Genomic DNA, 26836 nt, shown 5'->3' with positions numbered 1-26836 from the left:
GTGCCTGCCATGACCTCCCTCGAGTCCCCGGTCCAGCTGGACTCGGTGCGCAAGACCTACGGCTCCGGTGACAGCACGGTGGAGGCGCTCGCCGGGGTCTCCGTCAGCTTCCCCGCCGGCAGTTTCACCGCGGTGATGGGCCCGTCGGGGTCCGGCAAGAGCACGTTGCTGCACTGCGCGGCGGGTCTGGACAAGCCGACCGCCGGCAGCGTCCGGCTGGCCGGCACCGACCTGAAGGACAAGAGCGAGACCCAGCTGACGGTGCTGCGCCGTGAGCACGTCGCGTTCGTCTTCCAGTCGTTCAACCTGATGCCCGCGCTCACCGTCGAGCAGAACGTCGCCCTGCCGACGCTGCTGGCCGGCGGCGAACCGGACCGGGCGTGGGTGGACCAGGTGATCGCGCGGGTCGGGCTGGCCCAGCGCGTGAAGCACCGTCCCGGTGAGCTCTCCGGCGGCCAGCAGCAGCGCGTCGCGATCGCCCGCGCGCTCGCGGGCCGGCCCGCGGTGGTGTTCGCCGACGAACCGACCGGCGCGCTCGACACGAACACCGCGCTCGAGGTCCTGAACCTGATGCGCGAACTGGTGCAGGCCGGGCAGACCATCGTGATGGTCACGCACGACCCGGTGGCGGCGTCCTTCGCGGACAACGTGCTGTTCCTGGTGGACGGCCGGATCGTCACCCAGCTCGCGTCGCCGGGCGTGGAGGCCGTCGCCTCGATGCTGGCGCAGCTGGGCGCGCAGGCCAAGGCACGGAGGCAGCGGTGAGCTCGCGGCGAGTGGTGCTCAACCTGGCGCTGGCCAGCCTGCGGTTCCGCGTGGCGGCCTCGCTCGCGTCCTTCGTCGCGATCCTGATCGGCTGCGGCTTGCTGATCGCGTGCGCCGGGCTGTTCGAGACGGCCATCGTGCTGCAGGCGAAGCCGCAGCGGCTCGCGGCGGTGCCGGTCGTGGTCGGCGGGTCGCCCGGGTTCAAGCTGCCCGACGAAGAGTCGGAGGTGGTCCCGTACGCCGAGCGTGCCGGGCTGTCCGAGGAACAGGTCGCCCGGATCGCCGCGGTGCCGGGCGTGGGTCGCGCGGTGCGGGACGTGTCCTTCCCCGCCGTGCTCCTGCGTGACGGCTCGCCGCAGCTCGCGGCGGCGCCGGTGCTCGCGGGCCACGGCTGGGACTCCGCCGCGCTCGGCGGCTACACCGTGCGCGAGGGTGCCGCGCCCACGGCGCCGGGTCAGGTCGTGCTCGACCCGGCCACGGCGAGCGCGGCCGGGGCCGCGACCGGGGCGACGGTGGAGCTGGTGGTGGACGGCAGGCCGCAGTCCTTCACCGTCGCCGGGATCGCCGAGCCGGGCCAGGCCGTGCGAGCGCCCGCGTTCTTCTTCTCGGCCGCCGACACGCAGCGGTTCGCCACCCACCCGGGGCGCGTCGGCGCCGTCGGCGTGTTCCCCGCGGACGGCGTGGACGCGGGCGAGCTGGCCGCGCGCATCGCCGGAAACGTCGGCGGGGTCAGCGTGCTGACCGGCGACGACCGCGGTTCGGCCGAGTTCCTCGGCGTGACCGCCAGCCGGCTGCCGCTCATCCTGCTGGCGGCGGTGTTCGGGTCGATGGTGCTGGTGGTGATGGCGCTGGTCGTCTCCGCGACGATCGGCCTGACCGTGCGGCAACGGCAGCAGGAGATCGCGCTGCTGCGGGCCACCGGCGCGACACCGAAGCAGGTGCACCGGATGGTCGTCGCCGAGACCATGGCCGTCGGGGTGATCGCCGCGGTGTGCGGCGCGTTCCTCGGCAGCCTGCTCGGCGACCGGATCTTCGCCACCAGCGTGTCGCTCGGCATCGTGCCGCCGGAACTGGTGTTCGCCCAGGACTTCATCGCGTTGGGCGCGGGCGTGGTCGCGACGCTCGCGATCACGTTCGCCGCCGCGTGGTTCGCCGCGCTGGCCGCGTCGCGGGCCCGGCCGATCCAGGCACTGGCCGAGGCCGCGATCCCGAGCGCGAAGGTGAACCCGCTGCGCCGGATGGGGGCGCTGGTGTTCGCCGCCGCGACCGTGCTGCTGGCCGCCACCACGATGTTCATGCCCGCCGACACGGCCGCGGCGATCGGTGGCCCGGCGCTGCTCACCGGCGCCGTCGCGGTGGCGCTGGTCGGCCCGGAGATCATGGCCTACGTCGCCGACCGCTTCGGCCCGGTCATCCGGCGGGTCGCGGGCCGGGACGCCGCGCTGGCCGTGATCAACTCCCGGACGCGCGCGGTGGCGTTCGCCGCGGCGCTCACCCCGATCACGCTCGCCACCGCGGTCGCGCTCGGCAACGTGTACTCGCAGACCACGGCGCAGCGGGCCCAGGTGTCGGCCTACGCCGGTCAGCTGGTCGCCGACGCGGTGGTCGGCACGGACACCGGCGGCATTTCCCCGGACGAGCTGACGCGGATCCGGGGCACGGCGGGCGTCGGCACCGCGTCCCCGCTCGTCACCAGCTCCGGCTGGATCGAGCGGCCCTACGACGGCAACGGCAGCGACCCGCTGCGCCTGCTCGGCATCGCCGCCGAGGACCAGGGCGGCTCGGTGCTCGCCACCGAGGTCACGCAGGGGTCGCTCAAGAACCTCAGCGGGGAGGCGGTCGCCCTGCCCGAGAGCGTCGCCGGGGACCTGGAGATCAAGCTAGGCGACCGGATCACCATGCGGCTCGGCGACGGCGCCGAGGTGGCGGTGAACGTGGTCGCGCTGCTCGACAGCCCGTCGAGCTATCCGAGCATGGTGCTGCCCGCCGACCTCCTCGCGGCGCACACCACCGCCGGCCGGCCGGCCCAGGTGCTCGTGAAGGCCGCGGCCGGGCAGGACGCGGACGCGCTGGTGGCCGCGCTCACCGAGCGGCTGCGGGCCTTCCCGGGCACCACCGTCGGCGACGACGGGGCACTGGTGCGGAACTTCCAGGCGGGCGCGGACGTCGAGGCGCTGATCAACTACCTGCTGGCCGTGCTCGCGATCGCCTACGCGGCGATCGCGGCGGTGAACACGCTCGCGGTGGCCGTGCTCGGCCGCCGCCGGGAGTTCGGGGTGCAGCGGCTCGCCGGCGCCGATCGCCGCCAGGTCCGGCGGATGCTGTTCGTCGAGGGTGGCATCGTCGCGGTGATCGGGCTGGTGCTCGGCATCGTCATCGCGCTGTGCACCGTGCTGCCGATGGCGATCACGACCGGTCAGATCGTCCCGTCCGGGCCGATCTGGGTGTTCCTCGCGGTGGTGGCCGCGGTGTTCCTCATCGTCTGGCCGGTCACCGCGCTGGCCGCGCGGCTCGCCATGCGCCGCAGCCCGATCGAGGCGGTGACCCTGCCCGGGCAGTGAGCAATAGGGGTACTGGGGCATCTCCGGCGTGGTTAGTCTCGAATCAACCAACCGCGCCGGGGGTGCCCCGGTTTCCTTTCTGGAGTGGATTCCATGCGTGTGCTCATGGCCGCCCCGTCATCGCCCGCCCGGCTGCACAATCTCGCCCCGCTCGCCTGGGCGTTGCGAATGGCGGGCCACGACGTGAAAATCGCCGGACGCCCGTCTTTCGTCGAAGAGATCCTCCGCACCAGTTGTGTCGCGGTCGAGCTGGAAGGCGGGGACGAAGCCTCGCTCGCCGAATCCGCGGCCCTGGTCGAGTTCGCCGAGCTGTGGCGGCCCCAGGTCGTGGTCTCCGACGCGCGGGCGCCGGCGGGCACGGCCGCCGCGCGGGCGGTCGGGGCCCTGGCCGTCCGGGTGCTCGGCGCGCTGGACGAGGCGGACCCGGCAACCGCGGGGTGCGCGGACATCACGCTGGACACCGTGCCGCCTTCGTTGCGCGCCGGGAGCGGTTCCGCCCGCGCGGTGCGGCACGTGCCCTACTTCGGTCCCGTCGTGGTGCCGAACTGGTTGCGCCGCAAGGCGAGGCGCAGCCGCGCGCTGCTGTCGCTCACCGGCGAAACGATGTTCGGCGCGGTGTTCGACGCGGTCGCGGAAGCGGACTTCGAGCTGGTGTGCGCGGCCGAGCCGGCCCGCATCCCGGCCGGGCTCGCGATGCCGGCCAACGTCCGGCTGGTCGACTCCGCGCCACCGGCCGCGCTGCTGCCGACGTGCGCCGCGGTCATCCACGACGGCGACGCGGCACTCGCGCTCGCGGCGGCGGCGCACGGGCTGCCCCAGATCTCCCTGACCGAGTCGGCGATCGCGCCGCGGATCGCGGCGGCCGGCGCCGGGAAGACCGGTGCCGGCGAAGGAATCCGCACGCTGACGGCCGACGCGGAGCTTTCCCGTGCCGCGCGCGCGTTGCGGGAGGAAATCGCCGCGCTGCCCGCCCCGCGCGCCGTCGTGGCCGAACTGATCCGCTGATTGCGGGGGCGGCCCGGCCCGGTTAGGGGTAGGGCCGGGGAAAACAACTGGGTAGCGTTTTTCGCGGAATCACCATCGCGGCAACTTCCTGAGGCGGTCGATTACGTGAGTGCCATTTTCTGCTCCGCTGGTGCCGGAACGGGGGTAATGACGTGAGCACGGAAAACGAGGGCAAGCTCCTCGGTTACCTCAAGCGTGCGACCACCGAGCTGCGCGAGGCGAAGCGCGCCCTGCGGGAGGTCCGGGAGGCCGAAGCCGAGCCGATCGCGATCGTCGGCATGGACTGCCGCTACCCCGGTGGGGTCGGCTCGCCGGAGGACCTCTGGGAGCTGGTGGCGTCCGGGACCGACGCGGTCGGCCCGTTCCCGGCCGACCGCGGCTGGCCGCTGGCGGCGCTCTACGACCCGGCGGGCGAGCGGCCCGGCACCACGAACACCCGCGAGGCGGGCTTCCTCCACGACGCCGCCGAGTTCGACCCGGAGTTCTTCGGCATCTCGCCGCGCGAGGCGCGCGCGATGGACGCCCAGCAGCGGCTGCTGCTGCAGACGTCGTGGACCGCGCTGGAGCGGGCCGGCATCGTGCCCGAGACGCTGCGCGGCAGCGACACCGGCGTGTTCGCCGGCGTGATGTACCACGACTACCTCGGCCACGCGGCCGCCGGCAGCGTCGTCTCCGGCCGGGTCGCGTACGCGCTCGGGCTGGAAGGCCCGGCGGTGACGGTCGACACCGCGTGCTCGTCCTCGCTGGTCGCCCTGCACTGGGCCATCCAGGCGCTGCGCCGCGGCGAGTGCGCGCTGGCCCTCGCCGGCGGCGTCACGGTGATGGCCACGCCCGGGACGTTCGTGGACTTCGCCGAGCAGCGCGGCCTGTCGGACGACGGACGCTGCAAGGCGTTCGCCGCGGGCGCCGACGGCACGGGCTGGGGTGAGGGCGTCGGCGTGCTCGTGGTCGAGCGGCTGTCCGACGCCCGCCGGCTCGGCCACGACGTGCTCGCCGTCGTGCGGGGCAGCGCGGTGAACTCCGACGGTGCCTCCAGCGGGCTCACCGTCCCCAACGGACCGGCGCAGCAGCGGGTCATCCTCCAGGCACTCGAATCGGCCGGACTGTCCACATCGGACGTCGATCTGGTCGAAGGGCACGGCACGGGCACGAAGCTGGGCGATCCGATCGAGGCGCAGGCACTGCTGGCGACCTACGGCCGGCGCCGTGACGAGGCCGAGCCGCTGTGGCTCGGCTCCCTCAAGTCGAACATCGGGCACGCGCAGTCCGCCGCCGGGGTCGGGGGCGTGATCAAGGTCGTGCAGGCCATCCGCCACGGCGTGCTGCCGAAGACCCTGCACGTGGACGCGCCGTCACCGCACGTCGACTGGTCGGCGGGCCGCGTCGAGCTGCTCACCGAGTCCCGCGCGTGGCCCGCGGTGTCCCGGCCACGCCGCGGCGCGGTGTCGTCGTTCGGCATCAGCGGCACGAACGCCCACGTGATCATCGAGCAGGCGGTGGCGGAGCCGGCCGAGCCGGTGACCCCGCCCGCGCTGCCCGTCTTCGCGTGGCCGGTGTCGGCCGACTCGCCGGACACCCTGGCCGCACAGGCCCAGCGGCTCGCGGACCACGTCGACACCGCCGCTTCGCCGGCGGACATCGGTTTCTCGCTCGCCACGACCCGTTCGGCGCTGGACCACCGGGCCGTCGTCGTCGGCGCCGACCGCGCGGAGCTGCTCGCCGGGCTGACCGCGCTCGCCACCGGGGCCGGCGCGCCCGGCGTGGTGCGCGACCGCCGGGGCAGCGGCCGGACGGCGTTCCTGTTCACCGGCCAGGGCGCCCAGCGCCCCGGGATGGGGCTGGCGCTCGCCGGGCAGTACCCGGCCTTCGCCGCGGCGCTCGACGCCGTGGCCGCCGAACTGGAGCAGCACCTGGACCGTCCACTACGGACGGTTCTGGCCGACGAAGACGCCTTGGCGCAGACCGGGTTCGCCCAGCCCGCGCTGTTCGCCGTCGAGGTCGCGCTGTACCGGCTGCTGGAGACGTGGGGCGCGCGGCCCGACTTCCTCCTGGGTCACTCGATCGGCGAGCTGGCCGCGGCGCACGTCGCCGGGATCCTGTCCCTCGAAGACGCGTGCACGCTGGTCGCCGCGCGGGCGAAGCTCATGCAGGCCCTCCCGGCCGGGGGCGCGATGATCGCACTCCAGGCCACCGAGGCCGAGGTGACGCCGCTGCTCACGGCCGCGGTGAGCATCGCCGCGGTCAACGGCCCGGACGCAGTGGTGATCTCGGGCGCCGAGGCGGACACGGCCGCCGTCGCCGCCCGGTTCCCTGACCGCAAGACCACGAAGCTGCGTGTCTCGCACGCCTTCCACTCGCCGCTGATGGAGCCGATGCTCGCCGGGTTCGCCGCCGTCGCGAAGAAGCTCACCTACGCCAAGCCCGCGATCCCCCTCGTCTCGACGGTCTCCGCCGACGCCGACCCGGCGACGCCGGAGTACTGGGTGCACCAGGTCCGGGCGGCCGTCCGGTTCCACGACGGCGTGCGCACGCTGGCCGACGCGGGTGTCCGGACGTTCGTCGAGGTCGGGCCCGGTGCGGTGCTCACCGCGGCCGCGCGGACCGCGCTGGACGACAGCGCGCTCACGTTCGTCCCGGCGCAGCGTAAGGACCGCGCCGAGGCGCACACCGTCGTCACCGCGCTCGCGACCCTGCACGCCCGGGGCGTGCCCGTGGACTGGGCGGCGTTCAACGCCGGTGCCCGCCGGGTCGGGCTGCCCACCTACGCCTTCCGCCGCACCCGCTACTGGGTGCCCGCCACCACGGTCGCCGGTGACGCCGGGGACCACGGCCAGCAGCCCGCCGGGCACCCCGTGCTCAGCGCCGTCGTGCGGGATCCGGAGTCCGGCTCGCTGGTGCTCACCGGACGGCTGGCCGCGGACACCACGCCGTGGCTGGCCGACCACGTCGTCCTCGGCACGATCCTGCTGCCCGGCACGGCTTTCCTCGAACTGGCGCACCGCGCCGCCGACGAGGCCGGCTGCCCCCGGATCGAGGAGCTGACGCTGCAGGCCCCGCTGACGCTGGCCGACGGCGCGGGCGCGGCGGTCCAGGTGTCGGTGGCCGCCGAAGAGAACGGCCGCCGCCGGCTCACCGTCCACTCGCGGCTCGACGGCGAGGACGCCTGGGTCCGGCACGCCGAGGGGTTCGTGAGCGCCGAGGCGGACGCGCCGCCGTTCGACCTGGCCGAGTGGCCGCCCGCGGGCGCCGTCGAGGCCGATCTGGCCGACCCGTACGCGCGGCTCGCGGAGCTGGGCTACGACTACGGCCCGGCCTTCCAGGGCCTGCGGGCGATGTGGCGGCGCGGCGACGACGTGTACGCCGAGGTCGCCCTGCCCGACGGCGCCGACGCGGCCGGCTACGGCCTGCACCCGGCGCTGCTCGACGCCGCGATGCACGCCCAGCTGCTCGGCCCCGAGACCGGTGAGGGCGAAGCGAAGCCGATGTTGCCGTTCGCCTTCACCGGTACCACCCTGCACCGGGCGGGCGCCGCGGCGCTGCGGGTGCACGTGTCGCCGAGCAGCGCCGACACCATCACGCTGCGGATCGCCGACGACACCGGCGGGCCCGTGCTGTCGGTCGAGGCACTGGCCGCGCGGCCGGTCTCGCTGGACAAGCTGGCCCCGGGCCGGGACTCGCTGTTCCGGGTGTCCTGGGAGCCCGCCGCCCCCACCGCCCCCGCCGGGACTGCCGGCGCCGCGAAGGTACTGGAAGTGTCCACTCCGGACGGTCCGGTGCCCGTGGCGGCGCGCGCGGTCACGCGGCAGGTGCTCGCCGCGGTCCGGGAACTGCTCGCCGAGGAGGGCGAGACCCGCTTGGCCGTGGTCACGCGCGGCGCGGTGTCGGTCGGCGGCGAGGACGTCGACCCGGCCGTCGCGCCGGTGTGGGGCCTGGTGCGCGCGGCCGAGGCCGAGAACCCGGGCCGGTTCGTCCTCGTCGACGTCGACGAGGACGGCACCGCCGAAGCCGCGCTGGTCACCGGTGAGCCCGAGGCCGCCGTCCGCGACGGCCGGGTCCTCGTGCCGCGCCTGACCCCCGCGCCGCCGCGGGCGGGGGAGCCGGCCTGGAACCCCGGCGGGACCGTCCTCGTCACCGGGGGCACGGGCGGGCTCGGCGCCGTGGTCGCGAAGCACCTGGTGACGCGGCACGGCGTGCGCCGCCTGCTGCTCACCAGCCGCCGGGGCGCCGACGCCCCCGGCGCGGCCGAGCTGCGCGAAGAGCTCCGGCAGCTGGGCGCCGAGGTGACGATCGCGAGCTGCGACGTCACCGACGCGGTGTCCGTGCGGTCGCTGCTCGACGCGGTTCCGGCCGAAGCGCCGCTGACCGCCGTCCTGCACGCCGCCGGCGTCGCCGCCGGCGGCCGGGTCGAGGCGCTCACCGACGACGAGCTGGACCGCGTCTTCGCCCCCAAGGTCGACGGCGCGTGGCACCTGCACGAGCTGACCCGCGACCTGGCCGCGTTCGTCCTGTTCTCCTCGGCCGCGAGCACCGTGCTCGCGGCCGGCCAGGCCGGGTACGCCGCCGCGAACGCCTACCTCGACGGGCTGGCCCAGCACCGCCGGGCCCGGGGGCTCGCGGCGATCGCCCTGGACTGGGGCGCCTGGGCCGAGGCCGGGGGCATGGCCGGCGAGCTCGACGAGGCCGACTTCCGCCGGCTGCGCCGCCTCGGCACGCCGCCGATGGCCACCGGCGAGGCCCTCGCCCTGCTCGACGCGTGTCTCACCGCCGAGGACGCCGTGCTCACGCCGGTGCGGCTCGACGTCGCGGCGCTGCGTGCCCGGACCGATGCGCTTCCGCCGGTCCTGCGCGGGCTCGTCCGGCCCGCGCCGGGCCGCCGCCCGGCCGCCCGCTCCGGCGGCGCGGTCGCCGCCCGGCTGGGCACGGTGCCCGAGGCCGAGCGCGAGGCCTACCTCCTGGGTGTGGTGTCCGAGCAGGTCGCGGCCGTCCTGGGGTTCGCCTCGGCCGCGTCGGTCGAGCCCGGGCGCGCCTTCCAGGAGCTGGGTTTCGACTCGCTCACGTCGGTGGAGCTGCGCAACCAGCTCGGCGCGCTGACCGGCCTCAAGCTGACCGCGACCATCGTGTTCGACCACCCGACACCGGCCGCGCTCGCCCGCCGGCTGCACGAGCTGCTCGGTCCGGGCCGCGGCGCCGCGGAGCTGCTGCTGGCCGAGATCGACCGGCTCGAGGCCGTGCTCGGCGCCGCCGGCTCGCTCGACGGCTCGGCCGCGAAGATCACGGCCCGGCTTGACGCCTTGCTGCGCAAGTGGACCGGCGCGCACACCGGCCATGACACGCCGGCGGCCGATTTCGGCACCGCCACCGACGACGAGCTCTTCGCCGTGCTGGACGACGAACTGCGCATTTCCTGACCTCCGGCACCGAGGGAGTTTCGATGAAGGGGACAGCCATGGGGAACGAGGACAAGCTCCGCGACTACCTGAAGCGCGCGACGGCGGACCTCAAGCAGGCCAGGCACCGGCTGCACGAGCTGGAGACCAGGGACACCGAGCCCCTCGCGATCATCGGCATGAGCTGCCGCTACCCCGGGGGCGTCGCCACGCCGGACGACCTCTGGGACGTGGTCGACGCGGGCCGGGACGTGATCGGCGAGTTCCCCGCCGACCGCGGCTGGGACACCGAAGGCGTCTACGACCCGACGCCCGAGCGGCCCGGCAAGACCTACACGCGCCACGGCGGGTTTCTCTACGACGCCGCGAACTTCGACGCGGAGTTCTTCGGCATCAGCCCGCGTGACGCCCGCCGCGCCGACCCCCAGCAGCGGATCCTGCTCGAAGCCTCCTGGGAGGCCATCGAGCGCGCCGGGCTCGATCCGCACGCGCTGAAGGGCAGCCCCACCGGCGTCTTCGCCGGCGTCATGTACCACGACTACAGCGGTGGCAGCCCCGAGGGCAGCCTGGTCTCCGGGCAGGTGTCCTACACCCTCGGGCTCGAAGGACCGTCGGTTTCGGTGGACACCGCGTGCTCGTCGTCGCTGGTGGCCCTGCACCTGGCGGCGCAGGGCCTGCGCCGCGGCGACTGCACGCTCGCGCTGGTCGGCGGTGTCGCCGTGATGGGCACGCCCGAGATGTTCGTCGACTTCTCCGGCCGCCGCGGCCTGGCCGCCGACGGCCGGAGCAAGTCGTTCTCCGACGACGCCGACGGCACGTCGTGGGCCGAGGGCGTCGGCGTGCTCGTGCTGGAGCGCCTCTCGGACGCGCGCCGCAACGGGCACCGGATCCTCGCGCTGCTGCGCGGTTCCGCGGTCAACCAGGACGGCGCGAGCAACGGCTTCTCCGCCCCGAACGGCCCCTCGCAGGTCCGGGTGATCGAGGCGGCGCTGGCCGACGCCGGGCTTTCGGTGTCCGATGTGGACGCCGTCGAGGCGCACGGCACCGGCACCGCGCTCGGCGACCCGATCGAGGCGCAGTCGCTGATGGAGACCTACGGGCAGCGCACCACGGGAGAGCCGCTGCAGCTCGGCTCGATCAAGTCGAACATGGGCCACCCGCAGGCCGCCGCCGGGGTCGCCGGGGTGATCAAGATGGTGCAGGCGCTGCGGCACGGCAGGCTGCCGCGCACGCTGCACGTCGGCACCCCGTCGCGGCACGTCGACTGGACGGCCGGTGCGGTCGAGCTGCTGACCCAGCCGCGAGACTGGCCCGAGGTCACCCGCCCGCGCCGCGCGGCCGTGTCCTCGTTCGGGGTCAGCGGCACCAACGCGCACGTGATCCTGGAACAGGCGCCGCCCGAGGAGCGGGAAACCCCGCCGGCGCCCGTGGTCTGCCCGCTGGTGCTGTCGGCGAAGACCCCGGCCGCGCTGGCCGCGGCCGCCGGCCGCCTGGCGTCCCATGTGGACGAAGACCTCGTCGACGTCGCCCACACCCTCGCCACCGGTCGCGCGCAGTTCGACCACCGCGCGGTGGTGCTCTCGGCCGACCCCCGGCAGGCTCTGGAGACGCTGGCCGCGGGCGGGTCCCGCCCCGACGTCGTCACCGGGACCGCCGACGTCCGTGGCAAGACCGTGTTCGTCTTCCCCGGCCAGGGCTCCCAGTGGACCGGCATGGCGACCGAGCTGCTGACCCAGTCGCCCGTGTTCGCCGCCCGGATGGCCGAGTGCGACGCGGCGCTGTCCGAGTTCACCGGTTGGTCGGTCGTCGCCGTGCTCCACGGCGAGCCCGGCACGCCGCCCGCCGACCGGGTCGACGTCGTCCAGCCGATGCTGTGGGCGGTGATGGTCTCGCTGGCCGCGCTGTGGCGCGCGCACGGCGTCGAGCCGGACATGGTCATCGGGCACTCCCAGGGGGAGATCGCCGCGGCCAGCGTCTCGGGCGCCCTGTCGCTCCAGGACGGTGCCCGCGTGGTGGCGTTGCGCAGCAAGGCGATCGGCGACGTCCTCGGCGGCCGTGGCGGTGGCATGCTCGCCGCCGGCCTGCCCGCCGCCGAGCTGTCGGCCCGCCTCGGCGCGTGGGACGGCCGGATCTCCCTGGCGGCCGACAACGGCGCCACCTCGGCGGTGCTGTCCGGCGACGGCGACGCCCTCGACCAGCTGCGCGACCAGCTCGTCGCCGAAGGCTTCCGCGCCAAGCGCGTGCCGGTGGACTACGCGTCGCACTCCGCGCACGTGGAGCACCTCGCCGACCGCCTGCTGGCCGACCTCGGCCCGACCGCCCCCGGCGCCGGCAGCGTCGCGATGACGTCCACGGTCACCGAGGAACCCGGGGCGACCATGGACGCCCGGTACTGGTTCACCAACCTGCGCACGACCGTCCGGTTCGCGCCGGTGGTCGCGAAGCTCGCCGAGGCGGGCTACACCCGGTTCGTCGAGATCAGCCCACACCCGGTGCTGGCCATGAGCATCCAGGAGACCCTCGACGAAGGCGGCCACAGCGGTTCCGTCACCGGCACCCTGCGCCGCGACGAAGGCGGCATGACCCGGTTCGCGACGTCGCTGGCCGAGCACGCGGTCCGCGGCGGCGCGGCGGACTGGGCTTCGCTGGTTCCCGGCGGCCGGATCGCCGACCTGCCGACCTACCCGTTCCAGCACAAGCGCTTCTGGCACGAAGAGGAAGCCACCCCGGCACCCGTCCTCCAGACCGATCAGGACTTCTGGCAGGAGGTCACCACCGGCGACGTCGCCGCCCTCTCCGCCCGGCTCGGCGTCGAAGCCGCCCCCCTGGGTGAAATCGTCCCGGCACTGGCCGCCTGGCACGGCCGCCGCACCGAGCTGTCCACAGTGGAGTCCTGGCGCTACCGCGTGAACTGGGCACCGGTGAGCGTCACCGGCAGCTTGACCGGCACCTGGCTGGTCGTCGTCCCGGCCGGCGTCCCCGAGGCGGCCGAGCTGGCCGACGCACTCGCCGAGCAGGGTGATGTCGTCCGGGTGATCGCCGAGCACGGGGAACTGGCCGAGGTGCTCACCGAAGCGACGGCGTTGCGGCCGTTCGACGGCGTCCTCTCGCTGCTGGCCCTCGACACCCGCGAACACCCGGAGCACCCCGCGCTCAGCACCGCGGTCGCCGCCACCATCGCCCTGCTGCAGGCCCTGCGCGACATCAACACTCCGGTGTGGGTCGTCACCCGCGGCGCGGTCGCCGTTGACGCCTTCTCCGGCGCCGACCCGGCCGCCGCGGCAGTCTGGGGCCTCGGCACGGTCGCCGCGCTCGACCAGCCCGCCACCTGGGGTGGCCTGGTCGACGTCGACGGCCCCGCCGACGCCGTTCGCCTGGCCGCGATCGTGTCCGGTGTGGACGGTGAAGACCAGGTCGCGATCCGGTCGTCCGGGGTGTTCGCCCGGCGCATGGTCCACGCCCCGTCGACCGGCACCGCCGAAGAGTGGTCGCCGCGCGGGACGGTCCTGGTCACCGGCGGCACCGGCGCGGTCGGCGCGCACGTCGCCCGCTGGCTGGCCGGCCGCGGCGCCGGAAAGATCGTGCTCACCAGCCGCCGCGGGATCGACGCCGAAGGCGCGCGGGACCTGGCCGAAGAACTCGGTGCCACGGTCGTGGCCTGCGACGTCTCCGACCGGGCGCAGCTGGCGGCCCTGCTGGCCGAGCACCCGCCGACCGCCGTGGTGCACGCCGCCGGGGTGCTGACCGCCGAGCCGGCCCTGGCCGACGTCACGCCCGCGGAGTTCGCCGCCGCCACCCGCGCCAAGATCACCGGCGCGGCCCTGCTCGACGAGCTGCTGGGCGACACCGAGCTGGACGCGTTCGTGCTGATGTCCTCCGGCGCCGCCGTGTGGGGTACCTCCGGCCAGCCCGCCTACGCCGCGGGCAACGCCTACCTCGACGCGCTCGCCCGCCGTCGCCGCGCCGCGGGCCGCACCGCCACCGCGATCGCCTGGGGTTCCTGGGGCGGCGGGGGCATGGTCGACGCCGAGGCGAGCGACCTGCTGCGGCGCATCGGCCTGGCCGAGATGGCCCCGGAGCTCGCGGTCGAGGCACTGGGCCAGGCCCTGGACCGCGACGAGACCCACCTGGTCGTGGCCGACATCGACTGGGCCGTCTTCGCCCCGGTGTACCAGCTCGCCCGGCCGCGGCCGCTGCTGCGCGCGCTGCCCGAGGTCGGCCGGGACGAGCCCGGCCCGGTCGAGGAGACCGGCGACCTGAAGGGACAGCTGGCCGCGCTGACGCCCGCCGAACAGCAGCGGACGCTGCTGGAGCTGGTCCGCGGCCAGGTCGCCGTGGTCGCCGGCTACGACAACGGCTCGGCGGTCGAACCGGCCCGCGCGTTCAAGGAGCTGGGGTTCGACTCGGTCACCGCGGTCGACCTGCGCAACCGGCTCGGCGCCGCCACCGGGCTCAAGCTCCCGGCCACCGTCGCCTTCGACCACGTCAACCCGCAGGCGCTCGCCGAGCACCTGTGGACGCAGCTGGGCGGCGGCGAAGCGGCGGTCTCGCTGGAAGCCGAACTCGACCGGCTGGACGGCATCGCGTCCACTTTGGACGCCGCCGAGATCGACCGGTCCCGGATCGTCGCCCGCCTGCAGGCGATGGTCACCACGCTGCACAAGACCCTGTCCGGCACGAAGACCACCGAAGTGCTGGAGACCGCGACCACGGATGAGCTGTTCGCCCTCATCGACAACGAGCTCGGCGCCTGAGAGGTATCCCACGATGTCTGACGAAAGCAAGCTGGTCGACTACCTGAAGCGGGTGACCGCCAACCTGCAGGAGACGCGGGAGCGGCTGCGCGAGGTCGAGGCCGCCGAAGCCGAGCCGATCGCCATCGTCGCGATGGGCTGCCGGTACCCGGGCGACGTCCGCTCCCCGGAGGACCTCTGGGAACTGGTGGCGCAGGGCCGCGACGCGATCGGGCCGTTCCCGGCCGACCGCGGCTGGAACCTGGACACGATGTTCGACGCCGACCCCGACAGCCCGGGCACGAGCTACGTGAGCGAGGGCGGCTTCATCCACGACGTCGCCCAGTTCGACGCGCCGTTCTTCGGCGTCTCGCCGCGCGAGGCGCTCGCCATGGACCCGCAGCAGCGCCTCACGCTGGAGCTGGCGTGGGAGACCTTCGAACGCGCCGGCATCGCGCCCCACGCACTGGCCAAGCAGCAGGTCGGCGTCTTCATCGGCAGCGGCGACCAGGACTACTACGACGAGCTGCCGCCGGCGGTGCTCGCCGGTGAAGTGCAGGACTACCTGAGCACCGGCAACGCCGGCTCGGTCATCTCCGGCCGGATCGCCTACGCCCTCGGCCTGGAAGGCCCGGCCATCACCGTCGACACGGCCTGCTCGTCGTCGCTGGTCGCCCTGCACCTGGCCGTGCAGGCGCTGCGGCAGCGCGACTGCGCGCTCGCGCTGGCCGGCGGGGTGATGGTGATGTCGCGGCCCGGCCCGTTCGTCGCGTTCAGCCGCCAGCGCGGCCTCGCCGCCGACGGCCGCTGCAAGCCGTTCTCCGACAGCGCCGACGGCACCGGCTGGGCCGAGGGCGCGGGCACGCTCCTGCTGGAGCGGCTGTCCGACGCGCGCCGCAACGGCCACCAGGTCCTCGCCGTCGTGCGCGGCACCGCGGTCAACTCCGACGGCGCGTCCAACGGCCTCACCGCGCCCAACGGCCCGTCCCAGCAGCGCGTCATCCGCCAGGCGCTGGCCAACGCGCGGCTCTCGGCGTCCGATGTGGACGCCGTCGAAGGGCACGGCACCGGCACCACGCTCGGCGACCCGATCGAGGCGCAGGCCCTGCTCGCCACCTACGGCCAGGACCGCGACCGGCCCCTGTGGCTCGGCTCCATCAAGTCGAACATCGGCCACGCCCAGGGCGCGGCCGGCGTCGGCGGCGTCATCAAGATGGTGCAGGCGCTGCGCAACGGCGTGCTGCCGAAGACCCTGCACGTCACCGAGCCGAGCACCGAGGTCGACTGGACCGCCGGGAACGTCTCGCTGCTGACGGAGGAGCGGCCGTGGCCGGCGGGGGAGAAGCCACGCCGCGCCGGTGTCTCGTCGTTCGGCGTCAGCGGGACCAACGCGCACGTGATCGTCGAGGAAGCCCCCGCCGTCGAGGCCGGGGAAACCACGCCGAGCTGGCCCGCGGAGGTCCCGGTCCCGTGGCCGCTGTCCGGGCACGGCGCCACCGCGCTCCAGGCGCAGGCCGCGAAGCTGCTGTCCGTCGTGGACGGCGTCTCGCCGCTCGACCTCGGGTTCTCGCTGGCGACGTCCCGCTCGCCGCTGAGCCACCGCGCGGTGGTGCTCGACGGCAAGGCGGGGCTGACGGCCCTGGCGGCCGGCGAGCTGGTCACCGGCACCGCGGTCGAGGGACTCACCGCGTTCCTCTTCTCCGGCCAGGGCGCGCAGCGCGCGGGTATGGGGGCCGGGCTGGCCGCCGCGTTCCCGGTGTTCGCCCAGGCACTGGACGAGGTCTGCGCCGAGCTGGACCCGCACCTCGACCGTCCACTGAAGACGGTCGTGTTCGAGAAGCCGCGCCTGATCAACCAGACCGGCTACACCCAGCCCGCGCTGTTCGCCATCGAGGTGGCGCTGTTCCGGCTGCTGTCCTCGTGGGGCGTCAAGCCCGACTTCCTGCTCGGCCACTCGGTCGGCGAGCTGGCCGCCGCGCACGTCGCCGGTGTGCTGTCGCTGGCCGACGCCTGCACCCTCGTGGCGGCCCGGGCGAAGCTGATGCAGGCGCTGCCCACCGGTGGCGCCATGGTCGCCCTGCAGGCCACCGAAGACGAGGTCACGCCGCACCTGACCGACGGTGTGAGCATCGCCGCGATCAACGGCCCGGACTCCGTGGTGCTGTCCGGCACCGAGGAGGCGACCGCCGCGGTGGCCGCCCGGTTCGAGGACCGCAAGTCCTCGAAGCTGAAGGTGTCGCACGCCTTCCACTCGCCGCTGATGGAGCCGATGCTGGCGGAGTTCGCCGCCGTCGCCCGCACGCTCACCTACCACCAGCCCGCGATCCCGCTCGTCTCCAACGTCTCCGGCGCGCTCGCCGGGGACGAGATCGCCACGCCGGAGTACTGGGTCTCGCACGTCCGCGCGGCCGTCCGGTTCCACGACGGCCTCACCGCGCTGGGCGCCCAGGGCGTCTCGCGGTTCGTCGAGGTCGGGCCGGACGGCGTCCTGTCCGCCCTCGCCCGGCGCGCCTTCGAAGGGCAGAACCTCGACGCCGTGGTCGTGCCGGTCCTGCGCAAGGACCGGCCCGAGCCCACCACCGCGCTCACGGCGCTCGCCGAGCTGTTCGTCAGCGGCCTCGTCCCGGACTGGGCCGCGGTCTTCGCCGGCCGCGGTGCGCGGCGCGTCGACCTGCCGACGTACGAGTTCCAGCGCAGGCGCTACTGGCTCGACGCCCGCGCCAACCGCGACGAGGTGACCGCGGCCGGGCTCACCTCGGCCGGGCACCCGCTGCTCGGCGCCGCGGTCGCCCTCGCCGACACCGACGGCGTGGTCCTCACCGGCCGGCTTTCGGTGGAGACGCACGCCTGGCTGGCCGAGCACCGGCTCGGCGACGTCGTCACCGTGCCCGGCACGGCGTTCCTGGAGCTGGTGGTCCGCGCCGGCGACCAGGTCGGCAGCGGCCGGATCGAAGAGCTCACGCTCAGCAGCCCGCTGGTGGTGCCGGAGCGGGGTGGCGTGCAGGTCCAGGTGACCGTGGGGGCGGCGGGCGAGCACGGTGCCCGCGCCGTGACGGTCCACTCGCGAGCGGAAGGCGCCGACGGCGAACCGTGGACGCCGCACGCGAGCGGCACGGTCGCGCCCCCGTCGCGTCGCGGCGGAGTGGCGCTGGCCGAATGGCCGCCCGCCGGTGCCGAGCCGGTCGGGATCGAGGGCGTGTACGACGACTTCGCCGACACCGGCCTCGCCTACGGCCCGCTGTTCCGTTCGCTGCGCGCGGTCTGGCGCCGCGGGCGCGAGGTGTTCGCCGAGGTCGCCCTGCCCGAGGACAGCGATGCCGGGCGCTTCGGCCTGCACCCGGCGGCCCTCGACGCCTGCACCCACGCCCTGCGCGTCGCGGGTGGTGGCGACGGCGGGGTCGGCCGGGTCCCGTTCTGCTGGACCGGTGTCGAGCTGCACGCCGCCGGTGCCTCGGCGCTGCGGGTGCGGTTCACCCCGACCGGCGAGGACGGCTTCGCGGTCGCGCTCGCCGACGCCACCGGGGCGCCCGTCGCCACCGTGGCCGAGACCGTGTTCCGTGCGTTCACCACGCCGGTCGCGGCGGAATCGCCGCTCTACCGGATCGAATGGCAGCGGATCCCCACCGAGGCCACAGTGGACGTCTCCGCGGCCGAAGTCTTCCACTGCGCCGGTAAATCGGGCACCGCGGAGGAGACCCACGTCCTGACCCACGGCGTCCTGGGCGCCCTGCAGGTCTGGCTCGCCGAGGAGCACCCGGACGACGCGCGCCTGGTCGTGGTCACCCGCGGAGCCGTCGCGGCCGGCGGCGGTGTCACCGATCTTGCCGCCTCCGCCGCCTGGGGCCTCGTCCGCTCGGCGCAGGAGGAGAACCCGGACACGTTCGTGCTGCTGGACCTGGACGCCGAGGCCGAGCTCGACGAGGTCCTGCCGCAGGTCCTCGCCACCGGGGAAGCGCAGGCCGCGGTCCGCTTCGGCACGGTGCTCGTGCCGCGGCTCGTGCGCACCGCGGCCGACCCCGAACCGGCGTACTTCCACCCGAACGGCACCGTGCTGATCACCGGCGCGTCCGGTGCGCTCGGCGCCACGCTCGCCCGGCACCTCGTCGGCGAACACGGCGTCCGCCGGCTGCTGCTGGTCAGCCGCCGCGAAACGCCCGAAATGCGGAGCCTGGCCACCGAGCTGGGCGTGCACGTCGACATCGCGCTCTGCGACGTCGCCGACCGCGCCGCGCTCGCGGAAGTGCTCGCCGCGATTCCCGCCGAGCACCCGCTCACCTCCGTGGTGCACGCCGCCGGCGTCCTCGACGACGGCGTGCTCACCGCACTCACCCCCGAGCGGATCGACACCGTGCTGCGGCCGAAGGTCGACGGCGCGCTGAACCTGCACGAGCTCACCCGCGACATCGCGCTGTCGGCGTTCGTGCTGTTCTCCTCGGTCTCCGGCGTGCTCGGCGCGCCCGGCCAGGGCAGCTACGCCGCGGCGAACGCGTTCCTCGACGCGCTCGCGTCGCACCGCCTGTCCCACGGCCTGCCCGGTGTGTCGGTCGGCTGGGGCCTGTGGGGCGAGGCCGGCGGCATGGGCGGCACGCTCTCGGCGGAGGAGGTCACCCGGCTGGCGGCGAGCGGCATCGTGCCGCTGTCCACTGCGGACGCGCTGGCGCTGTTCGACCGGGCCCTCGTGGTCCGCCAGGCGACGGTCGTCCCGGTGAAGCTGGACCTGCCGGCGTTGCGCCGGCTGGACCGGATCCCGAAGGTGCTGGAGGAGCTCACCGGACGGCCGGCCCGGCGCGCCGCGGCGAGCGCGGCGGCGGCCGCGGAGGACTCCTTCGCCGGCCGCCTGCTGGCCCTGCCCGAGGCGGACCGGGCCGACGCCGTGCTCGAGCTGGTCCGCGGGCACGCCGCCACCGTGCTCGGCTACGGCGGCGCGCACGAGATCGAGCCGTCGGCCCAGTTCCAGGCGCTCGGCTTCGACTCGCTCACCGCGATCGAGCTGCGCAACGGCCTGACCGCGGCGACCGGGCACCGGCTGCCCGCGACCCTGATCTTCGACCACCCGACGTCGGCGGCGCTGGCCGGGCACCTGCTGGCCGAGCTGGCCGGGGCCACGGACGAGGTCGTCACGGCGGCTTCGGCGGCGTCCGACGAGCCCATCGCGATCGTCGGCATGGCCTGCCGCCTGCCCGGCGGGGTCACCTCGCCGGAGCAGCTGTGGGAACTGGTCGCCGGCGGCGGCGACGCCATCGGCGACTTCCCCGCCGACCGCGGCTGGGACGTCGACGGCCTGCTCGACCCGACCGGCCGCCGGGCCGGCACCACGTACGTGGCCCGCGGCGGATTCCTCTACGACGCCGGGGACTTCGACCCCGGGTTCTTCGGGGTCTCGCCCAAGGAGGCACCGGTCATCGACCCGCAGCAGCGGCTGCTGCTGGAGGCCTGCTGGGAGGCCCTCGAACGCGCGGGCATCGACCCGTCCTCGCTCAAGGGCAGCCCCACCGGCGTCTACGCGGGCGTCCAGTACCACGACTACGCGGGCGCGAACAGCGCCGGCTCCATCGTCACCGGCCGGGTGTCCTACACCCTCGGGCTCGAGGGCCCGGCGGTCAGCGTCGACACGGCGTGCTCGTCCTCGCTGGTCGCGATGCACATGGCCGCCCAGGCACTGCGCGGCGGCGACTGCACCCTGGCCCTGGCCGGCGGCGTGACCGTGATGGCGACCCCGGAGACGTTCGTCGAGTTCAGCCGCCAGCGGGGGCTGGCCGCCGACGGCCGCTGCAAGGTGTTCTCCGACGACGCCGACGGCACGACCTGGTCCGAGGGCGTCGGCGTGCTGGTCCTGGAGCGGCTGTCCGAGGCCCGCCGCCTCGGCCACCCGGTGCTCGCGGTGCTCAAGGGCAGCGCGGTCAACCAGGACGGCACGTCCAACGGGCTGACCGCGCCCAACGGCCCCGCCCAGCAGCGGGTGATCCGCGCGGCGCTCGCCGACGCCGGCGTCACCGCGGCCGACGTCGACGCCGTCGAGGCGCACGGCACCGGCACGAAGCTGGGCGACCCGATCGAGGTCCAGGCGCTGCTCGCCACCTACGGCAAGGCGACCTCGGCCGAGCGGCCGCTGTGGATCGGCTCGGTCAAGTCGAACATCGGCCACACTCAGGCCGCGGCCGGCGCGGCCGGGGTGATCAAGATGGTGATGGCCATGCGCCAGGGCGAACTGCCCGCGACGCTGCACGTCGGCCGCCCGTCCACCGAGATCGACTGGTCGTCCGGCGCGGTCCGCGCGCTGGTCGAACCGGTGAAGTGGCTGCCCAACGGGCACACCCGCCGGGCCGGCGTCTCGTCGTTCGGTGTCAGCGGCACCAACGCCCACGTGATCCTGGAGGAGGGCGACCGCCGTGAGGTGACCGGCGGCGGGCCCGACCACGACGGTCCCGTCGCGTGGCCGGTGTCCGGCCGCGGTGCCGCGGCCCTGCGGGCGCAGGCCGAGCGCCTGATGTCCTATGTGGACGAAGAGCCCGAAGGAAGCCTCGCCGACATCGGCTTCTCGCTCGCCACCACACGCGGGGCGTTCGACCGCCGCGCGGTGCTGATCGGCCGCCGGTCACCGCAGTTCGTCCGCGGTCTGGCCGCACTGGTCGACGAAGAGGAGGCACGAGGGGTCGTCAGCGGCATCGCGACCGCGGGCGGGCGCACGGCGTTCCTGTTCGCCGGCCAGGGTTCCCAGCGCGCCGGCATGGGGGCGCGGCTGGCCGGGCAGTTCCCGGCGTTCGCCGCCGCGTACGACGAGGTCTGCGCGGAACTGGACCGCCACCTCGACCGCCCGATCCGCTCGGTCGGCGAGGAGCTGGACGAGACCCGCTACACCCAGCCCGCGCTGTTCGCGCTGGAAGTCGCGCTGTTCCGCCTGGTGCGGGCGTGGGGCGTCAAGCCGGACGTCCTGCTCGGCCACTCCATCGGCGAGATCGCCGCGGCCCACTGCGCCGGCGTGCTTTCCCTCGCCGACGCGGCGAAGCTGGTCGTCGCCCGCGGCGCGCTGATGCAGGCGCTGCCGAGCGGTGGCGCGATGGTGGCGATCGAGGCGACCCCCGAGCAGGTGCGCGAAGCCGCCGGGGACACCGTCGACATCGCCGCGGTCAACGGCCCGAACGCCGTCGTCGTCTCGGGCGCGGCCGGCGCCGTCGCCGAGGTCGCCGCGAAGTTCGAGCGCACCAAGCGGCTGAAGGTGTCGCACGCGTTCCACTCCCGCCTGATGGACCCGATGCTCGACGAGTTCCGCGCGGTCGCCGCGGCGCTGACCTACGCGCCGCCGCGGATCCCGGTCGTTTCGACGGTCGGCGAGGCCGCGGACCTGACGTCGCCGGAGTACTGGGTCCAGCAGGTCCGCGAAGGCGTCCGGTTCCTCGACGCGGTCACTCGCGCCGCCGCCGACGGCGTCACCCGGTTCCTGGAGCTGGGTCCGGACACCACGCTCGCCGCGATGACCGCGGGCTGCCTCGACGAGCAGCCCGAGGCGCTGGCTTCGCTGCTGCACAAGGAGGACGACGAGGCGGTGGCCGCGCTGACCGGCATCGCGCGGCTGCACGTCAGCGGCGTCGACGTCGACTGGGCGGCGATCTACGAGCCGACGGGCGCCCGGCCGGTGCCGCTGCCGACCTACCCGTTCCAGCGGCAGCGCTTCTGGCTGGAGAGCACCACCGGCGCCGCGAGCCAGGAGGACCACCCGCTGCTCGGGGCGGCCCTGGAACTGGCCGGCCGCGACGGGCTGCTGTTCAGCGGCCGGCTTTCGGTCGGCACCCACCCGTGGCTGGCCGACCACGTCGTCGGCGGCTCGATCCTGTTCCCCGGCACCGGGTTCGTCGAGATGGCGATCCGGGCCGGCGACGAGGCCGGCTGCCCGCGCCTGGAGGAGCTGACCCTGGAGTACCCGCTGGTCGTCCCCGACCGGGCCGGTGTCCGCGTGCAGTTCGCCCTCGACGCGCCCGACGGCGGCGGCACCCGGACGTTCAGCGTGCACTCCCGGGCGGAAGGCGACGGCGCCGCCTGGACGCGGCACGCGACCGGCAAGCTCGCCAAGGCGGGCAAGGCCGGGAAGTTCGAGCTCACCGAGTGGCCGCCCGCCGGCGCCGAGCAGGTCCGGCTGGAGGGCACCTACGAGGAACTGGCCGCCGACGGGCTGGTCTACGGTCCCGCGTTCCGCGGGCTCGTCGCGGCCTGGCAGCGCGACGGCGAAGCGTTCGCCGAGATCCGGCTCCCGGCGTCGGTGTCCGATGTGGACCGGTACGGCGTGCACCCCGCCGTGCTCGACGCCGCGCTGCACACGATCGGCGTCTCGGGGGCGGCCGGGGCCGAACCGGCGCTGCCGTTCGCCTGGGAGGGCGTCCGGCTGCACGCCGTCGGGGCGACGACCCTGCGGGTCCACGTCCGCCCGGCCGGCTCCGGCGCGGTCTCCCTCGACGTCGCCGACGGCGCCGGTGCTCCGGTCGCGTCGGTGGAATCCCTGCTGCTGCGCCCGATGTCCGCGGTGCCGCAGCCGGTGCCGGCCGGCGGCGGCGACGCGCTCTTCCGCGTCGCCTGGGAACCCGCCGACCTCGACGCCGTCGCCGAGGTCACCGACTGGACCGTGCTGGGCCCGGACGCCTTCGGCCTCACCGAAGCCCTGGGCGCGAAGGCGGCCGCGGAGGCGACCGGTCTCGCCGTGCTCCCCGCCGGTGGCGGCGACCTGCACGCCGAACTGCACCGCGTGCTCGGCGAGCTGCAGACCTGGCTGGCCGGCCCGGGCGAGTCGCTGATCGTCGTGACCCGCGGTGCGGTGGCCACCGAACCGGGGGAGAACCCCGACCCGGTCGGCGCCGCGGTGGCGGGCCTGGTCCGCTCGGCGCAGGCCGAGCACCCGGGCCGGATCACCCTCGTCGACCTCGGCGCGGGCACCCCGGCGGGCCGGACGCTCGCCGCGGTCGCGGCCTCCGACGAGCCGCAGGTGGCACTGCGGGCCGGCGCGGTGCTGGTCCCGCGGCTGGCCAAGGCGGCCGACGCGGTCGCGGCCCCGGTGTGGGACGCGGGCGGCACGGTCCTCGTCACCGGCGCGACCGGCGCGCTCGGCTCGGCCGTGGCGCGGCACCTGGTCACCGAGCACGGCGTGCGGAACCTGCTGCTGGTCAGCCGCCGGGGCGCCGACGCTCCCGGCGCGGCCGAACTGCGGGCCGAACTGGGCGCGCTCGACGCCGACGTCACCCTGGCCGCGTGCGACGTGGCCGACCGCGACGCCGTGGCCGCGCTGCTGGCCGGCATCCCGGCGGAGGCGCCGCTGCGGGCCGTCGTGCACGCGGCCGGTGTCCTCGACGACGGCGTCCTGACGTCGCTGACGCCGGACCGGCTCGACACCGTGCTGCGGCCGAAGGCCGACGCGGCTTCGGTGCTCGACGAACTGACGCGGGATGCCGGCCTCGCCGCGTTCGTGCTGTTCTCCTCGGCCGCCGGCGTGCTCGGCGCGCCGGGGCAGGGCAGCTACGCCGCGGCCAACGCGTTCCTGGACGCGCTGGCGGCCCGGCGGCGCGCCGAGGGCCTGGCCGGCACCTCGCTGGCGTGGGGCCTGTGGGCCGGCGGCATGGGTGCGGCACTGGAGGACGCGGACACGCACCGGATCGGCGAGACCGGCATCACCGCACTGTCCACAGAGGACGGCCTGCGGCTGCTGGACGCGACGGTGGGCGCTGCGGAGGCGCTGCTGGTGCCGATCGCGCTGGACACCCGCGTGCTGGCGGCCGGCGGCGACGACCTCCCGGCCGTGCTGCGCGGCCTGGCGGGGACACCCGGCCGCCGCGCGGCGCAGGACGTGGCCGAGGAAACCGAGTCGCTGGCGGCGAAGCTGGCGGGCCTGCCGGTGAACAAGCGCGTCCCCTTCGTGCTCACCCTGGTGCGCACGCACGCGGCCGCGTTGCTCGGCCACGCCGGGACGGAGGCGGTGGAGCCCGACCGCTCGTTCAACGAGGTCGGCTTCGACTCGTTGTCCGCCACCGGGTTCCGCAACAAGCTCAGCCTCGTCACCGGCACGAAGCTGCCGGTGAGCCTGATCTTCGACTACCCGACCCCGCGGATCCTCGCCGAGCACCTGGCCGGCGAGCTGGCACCCGCCGACGGCGCCGACGACGTCGCCGTCGGCGGGGAAACCGGCACCGAGGCAGGGTTCCGGGCGGCGCTGGCGGACATCCCGCTGGAGAAGCTGCGCTCCGCCGGGCTCCTGGACGGGTTGCTGGAGCTGGCGGGCGTGCGCCTGCCGGAAGCCGAAGCCGCCGCCGAACCCGAAGCAGTGGGGGCGGCGACGATCGACGACCTCGACGCCGACGCCCTGATCAGCATGGCGATCGGCGGTGGCGACGACTGACCCCCGCGCCCCAATGTGGCCTTCGGTGCGTTGAGCGCACCGAAGGCCACATTGGGTGCGTTGAGCGCACCGAAGGCCACCTTGGGGCGCAAGCGGCGGGAACCCCTAACCCCGCCCGACCCGGCCCTTGTTGCCGCCGCCGAACCGGCCGTGGCCCACTGGAACCGAAAGGTCCTCAGGATCTTCACCCGAACGAGGAGAGATAACCGATGGTCACCGGCTACGCAATCGAAGCACGGGGGCTGCGCAAGTCCTATGGCGACGTGGACATCCTGGAAGGCGTCGACCTGACGGTGCGGCGCGGCACGATGTTCGCGCTGCTCGGCCCCAACGGCGCCGGGAAGACCACGACGGTGCGGATCCTGAGCACCCTCCTGGAGGCCGACGGCGGCACCGTCACGATCAACGGCCACGACCTCGCCGGCCCCAAGCGGAAGGTGCGCGAGCAGATCGGCCTGACCGGGCAGGACACCGCGGTCGACGAGCTGCTCACCGGCCGCGAGAACCTGGAGATGATGGCCCGGCTGTTCCACCTGGGCGTGGCCGAGGCGAAAACCCGCGCCGCCGAGCTGCTCGCGCAGTTCGACCTCGTCGACGCCGCCGGCCGCCAGGTCAAGACCTACTCCGGCGGCATGCGCCGCCGGCTCGACCTGGCGATCAGCCTGATCACCTCGCCGCCGGTGCTGTTCCTCGACGAGCCCACCACCGGTCTCGACCCGCGCAGCCGCTCGGCGATGTGGGACGCGATCCGCGAGCTGCTCGACGGCGGCACCACGATCCTGCTCACCACCCAGTACCTCGAGGAGGCCGACCAGCTGGCCGACCGGATCGCGGTGATCGACAAGGGCCGCGTCGTGGCCGAAGGCACGGCGGCCGAGCTGAAGCGGAAGGTGGGGACCGAGCGGATGAAGCTCACCTTCGCCACCGCCGCCGAAGCGGAGCGCGCCCACGGCGTGGCCGGCGGTGTGCTGATCGACCACACGGTCAGCGTCGCCATCGACCGGCCCGGCCAGGTGCGGCAGGTGCTCAACCAGGTCGCCGACGCGGGCCTCGAGACCACCGGTCTCGAGCTGTCCGAACCGACCCTGGACGACGTTTTCCACAGTCTCACCGGAACCGGAACCGCGGGAGCGAAGCGATGACCCAGACCCTGTCCAGGGAGCTTGAGGGGACGCAGACCCCCGCCGCTCCGAGCCGTTCGCCGTTCGCGCTGGCGCTGTCCGACTGCCGGGTGCTGGTCGCGCGCAACGTCAAGCACATCGTCCGCAACCCGGAGATGCTGATCCAGGCGGTCTCGCTGCCGATCGTGCTCCTGCTGCTGTTCCGCTTCATGTTCGGCGGCGCGATCACCGTTCCCGGGATGGCCTACATCGACTACCTGGTGCCCGGGCTGGTCGCCGTGAGCGTGGGCTTCAACTGCACGACCACCGTGGTCGGGGTGGCCGCGGACCTCACCCAGGGCCTGGTGGAGCGGTTCCGCTCGATGCCCATGCTGGGCTCGGCCGTGCTCGTGGGCCACGTCGTCGCCGGGGTGCTGCGCAGCCTGCTCTCGCTGGTGGTGATGGTCGGGATCGGCCTGGCCCTCGGCTTCCGCCCGGCGGGCGGGGTGCTCGGCTGGCTCGGGGCGATCGGCCTGCTGACCCTCTTCGCGACCGGCGTGTTCTGGCTCGCCACGCTCCTGGGGGCGACCGCCAAGACCGTCGAGGGTGCGGGCGGCCTCGGCATGGTCTTCGTCTTCGTGCCCTACGCCACCAGCGCGCTGGTGCCCACGGCGTCGATGCCGCCGGTGCTGCGGGCGGTCGTCGAGAACCAGCCGGTGACCGTGCTCATCGACGCGGTCCGCGCGTTGCTGACCGGCACGGCCGCGGGCTCGAGCGGCTGGCTCGCACTCGCCTGGTGGACCGGGATCACCGTGCCGGCCGCCTACTTCGCGATCCGGAAGTTCCACCGGCGCGCCCAGCGCTGAGCACGTCCGGACCGAAGGCGGCCCGCGTTTCCGCGCGGGCCGCC

General features: G+C 74.8%; 7 protein-coding genes and 1 pseudogene. All 8 read left to right on the top strand.

Features of this window, described 5'->3' with window-relative positions:
* Positions 1 to 9 precede the first annotated feature (9 nt).
* The 8 genes and pseudogenes from I4Q55_RS47870 to I4Q55_RS47835 all read left to right on the top strand — a co-directional run bounded on the left by I4Q55_RS47870 (position 10) and on the right by I4Q55_RS47835 (position 26792).
* Positions 10 to 765 carry an ABC transporter ATP-binding protein gene (locus I4Q55_RS47870; protein WP_206797649.1) on the top strand — a complete coding sequence of 252 codons (756 nt, stop codon included), beginning with the start codon at positions 10 to 12 and terminating at the stop codon, positions 763 to 765.
* Positions 762 to 3326: an FtsX-like permease family protein gene (locus tag I4Q55_RS47865; protein ID WP_307793502.1), complete on the top strand. Its 2565-nt coding sequence runs from the start codon at positions 762 to 764 to the stop codon at positions 3324 to 3326. Before I4Q55_RS47870 ends, I4Q55_RS47865 begins: the two co-directional genes overlap by 4 nt.
* A 93-nt stretch (positions 3327 to 3419) precedes the next feature.
* Complete coding sequence (locus I4Q55_RS47860; protein WP_206797632.1) at positions 3420 to 4331, top strand: nucleotide disphospho-sugar-binding domain-containing protein; 912 nt, start codon at positions 3420 to 3422, stop codon at positions 4329 to 4331.
* A 155-nt stretch (positions 4332 to 4486) separates the two neighbouring features.
* Positions 4487 to 9739: pseudogene (locus I4Q55_RS47855) on the top strand (type I polyketide synthase); the annotation flags it as partial.
* The gene (locus tag I4Q55_RS47850; RefSeq protein ID WP_374194553.1) at positions 9736 to 14472 is read left to right on the top strand and encodes a type I polyketide synthase; all 4737 of its coding nucleotides are present in this window, start codon (positions 9736 to 9738) and stop codon (positions 14470 to 14472) included. The pseudogene I4Q55_RS47855 and the gene I4Q55_RS47850, both read left to right, overlap by 4 nt.
* A gap of 13 nt (positions 14473 to 14485) precedes the next feature.
* Complete coding sequence (locus I4Q55_RS47845; RefSeq protein ID WP_206797631.1) at positions 14486 to 24826, top strand: type I polyketide synthase; 10341 nt, start codon at positions 14486 to 14488, stop codon at positions 24824 to 24826.
* Positions 24827 to 25035: 209 nt separating this feature from the next.
* The gene (locus I4Q55_RS47840) at positions 25036 to 25968 is read left to right on the top strand and encodes an ATP-binding cassette domain-containing protein (protein WP_206797630.1); all 933 of its coding nucleotides are present in this window, start codon (positions 25036 to 25038) and stop codon (positions 25966 to 25968) included.
* Entirely contained in the window at positions 25965 to 26792 is an 828-nt protein-coding gene (locus I4Q55_RS47835) for an ABC transporter permease (protein WP_206797629.1), read from the top strand. Before I4Q55_RS47840 ends, I4Q55_RS47835 begins: the two co-directional genes overlap by 4 nt.
* Positions 26793 to 26836 lie beyond the last annotated feature (44 nt).

This window comes from Amycolatopsis sp. MtRt-6, from assembly GCF_017308975.1.
GTDB lineage: Bacteria > Actinomycetota > Actinomycetes > Mycobacteriales > Pseudonocardiaceae > Amycolatopsis.
Note: the sequence above shows the minus strand (reverse complement) of the source record. Positions and strands in the feature narration are given on the sequence as shown.

Bases quoted from the DNA above. Each gene is read 5' to 3' on its own strand.
- I4Q55_RS47870 (WP_206797649.1), top strand. From the start codon at position 10: ATGACCTCCCTCGAGTCCCCGGTCCAGCTGGACTCGGTGCGCAAGACC.
- I4Q55_RS47860 (WP_206797632.1), top strand. From the start codon at position 3,420: ATGCGTGTGCTCATGGCCGCCCCGTCATCGCCCGCCCGGCTGCACAAT.
- I4Q55_RS47845 (WP_206797631.1), top strand. From the start codon at position 14,486: ATGTCTGACGAAAGCAAGCTGGTCGACTACCTGAAGCGGGTGACCGCC.
- I4Q55_RS47840 (WP_206797630.1), top strand. From the start codon at position 25,036: ATGGTCACCGGCTACGCAATCGAAGCACGGGGGCTGCGCAAGTCCTAT.
- I4Q55_RS47835 (WP_206797629.1), top strand. From the start codon at position 25,965: ATGACCCAGACCCTGTCCAGGGAGCTTGAGGGGACGCAGACCCCCGCC.